The 3,968-nt window shown below is 47.8% G+C and carries 4 protein-coding genes; 2 read left to right on the forward strand and 2 right to left on the reverse strand.

The window, feature by feature from the left end:
* Nucleotides 1-127: 127 nt before the first annotated feature.
* Nucleotides 128-475 carry a histidine triad nucleotide-binding protein gene (locus EBR25_12695; GenBank protein ID NBW41842.1) on the reverse strand — a complete coding sequence of 116 codons (348 nt, stop codon included), beginning with the start codon at nt 473-475 and terminating at the stop codon, nt 128-130.
* A 182-nt stretch (nt 476-657) separates the two neighbouring features.
* On the opposite strand from EBR25_12695, the gene EBR25_12700 reads away from it, so the two are divergent.
* Nucleotides 658-1,164: a hypothetical protein gene (locus EBR25_12700; protein ID NBW41843.1), complete on the forward strand. Its 507-nt coding sequence runs from the start codon at nt 658-660 to the stop codon at nt 1,162-1,164.
* Nucleotides 1,165-1,248: 84 nt separating this feature from the next.
* Here EBR25_12700 and EBR25_12705 read toward each other — a convergent pair whose 3' ends face one another.
* Nucleotides 1,249-2,535 (reverse strand): hypothetical protein, encoded by a 1,287-nt coding sequence (locus tag EBR25_12705; GenBank protein ID NBW41844.1) that lies wholly within the window; start codon nt 2,533-2,535, stop codon nt 1,249-1,251.
* A gap of 513 nt (nt 2,536-3,048) precedes the next feature.
* Between EBR25_12705 and EBR25_12710 the strand changes: the two genes are divergently transcribed.
* Nucleotides 3,049-3,968, forward strand: a 920-nt coding sequence (locus EBR25_12710) for an acyl-CoA dehydrogenase (protein NBW41845.1), incomplete at its 3' end; no start/stop codon positions are given.

Genomic DNA, 3,968 nt, shown 5'->3' on the forward strand with positions numbered 1-3,968 from the left:
GTTGCGGGCAATCTGGTTGCGCACCTCCTGCGACGGGTCGGTCTCCAGAAACGGCATGATTCGTGTGCCATCAAGCCAGCTCATATGCATTGCCCCTTTTTATCTCTTCTCCTTCATCATCAGCATGCTATCCGAGTGAAGGGAGTTTCTTTCCACCAATAATATGAAGATGAAGATAAGGCACCTCTTGGCCACTATCTTCCCCACAGTTAAAAATTAAACGATACCCGGAGGATTCGATCCCCTCATTTCTCGCTACCTGTGAAGCGACAAATAAAAGATGTCCAAGTAACGCGGGGTCAGTTTCCTGACTTATAGAACTCACGTCTCGAATAAACTCTTTCGGAATGCAGAGGAGGTGCACCGGTGCCTGAGGCTGTATGTCTCGAATGACAATACAACGCTCGTCCTCATACACTTTGTCTGCCGGTATCTCACCAGCCAATATTTTATGGAAGACAGTTATTTCACTCATGCTTTTCATTTCCTTCGGCATAAAACTCCCTTCACTATAGAGCTGTCGAACGTATCCCCCAATAGCTTTCTCCTGAAATGCCCAAGTGAATCGAGATACTCCAAAAATGTCAGCATGCCTTTTGCAGCTCTTCGTACGGCGGGAAGTCGAAATTGTTATAGCATCAATAAATACAGTCAGTTATGAATCTACTGTTCTCTCTCACCGATGGGCAAAATGTGCGTGCATGCTCAGAAATGCACAACTCTGCCGTAGAGAATCCAACTATCCGAAATTCGCGGTTCATAGACGGCTCTTTTCTCCGCCCATTTGAAGAACGACTGTGTAAGCGCGGATTTTTATCATTCGGTGAGAATCAACCAGACGACTACCCATTCTGGTTCCAGTATGAGCAGATCCGGAATCGGGCCCTCTGGCAAACTGGAAAATCACTCTCTGCCCTGGAGCATACCCTCATCTGGGTGAACCCAATCATGCTTCTTGAACGGCTCATTGAAAACAGTCAAGAAGAAACACAGCAGATGGGAGCAGGAGGCGAGATGAATTCGTATCTCAGACTTTTAGGTGAAGCACTTCAACAAGCCTTACCCAGCCTCCATGCTTTAAGTGTCATTGGCGCAGAGCTTCAGGCCACCCTTTCTGAGATACCCCTTCATGAGATGACCTTGGACGAGATTGTCAAAAAGTAAGCAAAAAAAAGCCTGACCCTTGAGGATCAGGCTTTTCTCGAAGAGGGAGCGCATATACATGCACTCCCTCTTTTAAGCATCGACTTAGAAGTAGCTGCTTAACTGAAGAATCCAACGAGTTTCAATCTCATCATCTTCTCCGTTAATAGGAGCAGCTAAGTCCTTATCAAGCATGGAGTACCCGAGCTGAGCCTTCATGTGGTTTTTCCACCAGTAGTAGTTCAACCCAAGGTTCACCTCGTTAACATCGTCAGCAACAGCAGTTCCGTCGTTACAAACGTTTACGCTGTTTCCAAGTCCACCCTGGATATCGTTTCCGATAGCAGCTCCGTTATCACAATCGATGTACCCGTATCGCAGAGCAAGTTCCCACTCCTTTGGCTCGAGGAAGTAACCGAGCTGAGCGTAGAACCCGTCTGAAGAAAGGTCTGCACCACCGCCAAGGTCGTGCTCAAGAGTGAAGTATTCAGCATGGAAACTCATTCCACCCTGCTTTACGTTCAGGTCAGCGCTCAGTACGAACTCATCAACTGTAGCGCCAACGAACGCAAGCTCGTTCTCACCGAAACCAGCCGCTACTCCAACGTTAACCGCCATATCTTCAGTATTTCCGATATCACCTTCAACGAATGGATCCATGTCACCCATGAGGTTTCCTCTTAGAGAAACAACCATAAGGTGGTTATTGTCAGTACCATTTCCGTTCAGGCCTTCATTTGTGCTGTTCCCGTTAAAAAGAGCTGCAGCAAATTGCCAATCATCGTTAAGTGCAACATCAGCGCGCACCCCTTGGTTTCTCTGGATTGAGTAGAAGTCACTCACAACCGAACGGTCTGCAAACTGCAAGTTTTCGACGCGAGTTGAAAATCCACGAGAGATATCAGGACGGAATTGACCCATCTGAACTCCACCCCAATCACATGCATTCCAAGTCATGTATGCATCAAGGAGAGTAGCACCCCCGTTGTTAAGTCCTGGTTCGCCACGACCCAATTCGAATTCCACGTTGTATTCGAATTCTTCATGCAGCACTGACCCAGCCACGCCTAAACGAGCTGTTTGTACTGAGAACCCCGACACATTAGAAGCACCAGGTGCTACATCGTTATCCACATCCGTAAATGTGTAACGAGTCTGGAACTTCGTATAAATTGAAGTAGAGAATCCAGTATCAGCGAAATCGAGTCGTGACCCGTTTCTCCAATAAACCTTCGCTCCACCTTCATGATGCGCTCCTCGCGCCTCACTCTTTGTAATTACTCCCTTTTCAACCAGTAGGTCCTCAAGACTCTTCGCCTGAGATACTGCTGGAAGAAGAAGTAGCAACGATGCCAATACTGTTAGCTTACGCATGAGCTTCTTAGCCTCCATTAGAACAACAAGTATAGCGTCTCAGCTCAAAACAGATGCTGTTCAGGAGTTGCTTCGCAAAAAAAGAGAAGTTTGTAACTTTTTATGAATACCGAGACTCTCCCCAGCGTCATAACAGTGCCTGACAAACTTGCTTACGCAACACACTCCTAAACGGCCTCTCGCTTCGTTTCTCTTCTTTAGTACTTCGGGGTATCAACGCCATGGAGTATCGAAGTAGAGTATCCCCACTTCGATGCTGCGCATAACATGCGACACCGAACCTCAACGCGGGGCCACTCATGACCACGCTAAACATACGCTCGTTTCTCTTTCCCTAAAAATTAAGAGCAGCCTTTCGAGCCAATCACTCATTTCTAGACAAGCAAAACGAGACAAAACCGTCTGAGTCCGCTAGAATTCGGCTAGAGTATGCAACAAACTCCGTCTTCTCTAAAGACAAAAACGTTACGGGGTTACACAGTGAGATTCGTACCTTTCGAATCTTAAAAACAAACGGTGGTATAGAATAAAGTGAAAAATCCATATTCCCTCGATAGAACAGAGCAGGAGCTCATTTCACCAGTCCAGAACCTATGTCGAGAAGAGCTGACGAAGCTCTGTTTAGAGGCGCTCAAAAGCAAAACAGCGTTTCCTCATGGGGTGCTTCGCTCGTTAGCTGAGCTTGGATTAACGGGGCTTTCTATCAGTGAGGATTTCGGAGGGATAAAGGGAGGGGCTCGGCTCCAAGCAGCGGTGTACGACCTGATATCAACTCAGAACCTCGGTCCAGCGATATTCATCTCAGTGCATGGCATGGTCAGTGGGCTCATAGAAAAATTCGGCTCGCCCGAACAGCAACAGGCAATATTACCGAAACTTGCCAGTGGAGAGTGGCTTGGGGCATTCGCGCTCAGCGAATCGGACGCCGGCTCAGATGCAAGTAACCTCTCTGCGACGCTGACTGAAACTCCAGATGGTTCAGCATTCATACTCAACGGCGAGAAGTGTTGGATTACGAGTGCTGGAGCGGCTTCCCTCTATCTCGTGTTTGCTCGATTGCAGGGCACACAGGGGAAAGAAGGGATTGCGGCGCTCTTGATTCAAGAAGACCAGCAAGGACTGACTATCGGTTCGCCCGAGAAAAAGATGGGGTGTGAGCTCTCGCCTATTGCCACCCTGACGTTCTCAGAAGCGGTCATTCCAAAAGAGGCTCTCCTCGGAAAGCTTGGAGACGGAATAAAGATCGCGTACGGGGGGCTGACGGGAGGAAGAATTAATATTGCTGCTTGTGCCAATGGCCTTTCACGCTCAGCACTTGATAAAACCGTTCAGTACATGAAAGAGCGAAAAGCATTCGGTTCTCGATTGTCTGATTTTCAAGGACTTCAATTTAAAATTGCTGACATGCAAACAGCTCTGGATGCGGCATCACTCCTTGTACGAGATGCCGC

Source organism: bacterium (assembly GCA_009926305.1).
In the GTDB taxonomy this organism is placed as follows: Bacteria; Bdellovibrionota_C; UBA2361; order UBA2361; family RFPC01; genus RFPC01.

Excerpts from the sequence above, each read along its gene's own strand:
- EBR25_12695 (NBW41842.1), bottom strand. The coding sequence starts at position 475 with ATGAGTGAAATAACTGTCTTCCATAAAATATTGGCTGGTGAGATACCG.
- EBR25_12705 (NBW41844.1), bottom strand. The coding sequence starts at position 2,535 with ATGGAGGCTAAGAAGCTCATGCGTAAGCTAACAGTATTGGCATCGTTG.
- EBR25_12700 (NBW41843.1), top strand. The coding sequence starts at position 658 with ATGAATCTACTGTTCTCTCTCACCGATGGGCAAAATGTGCGTGCATGC.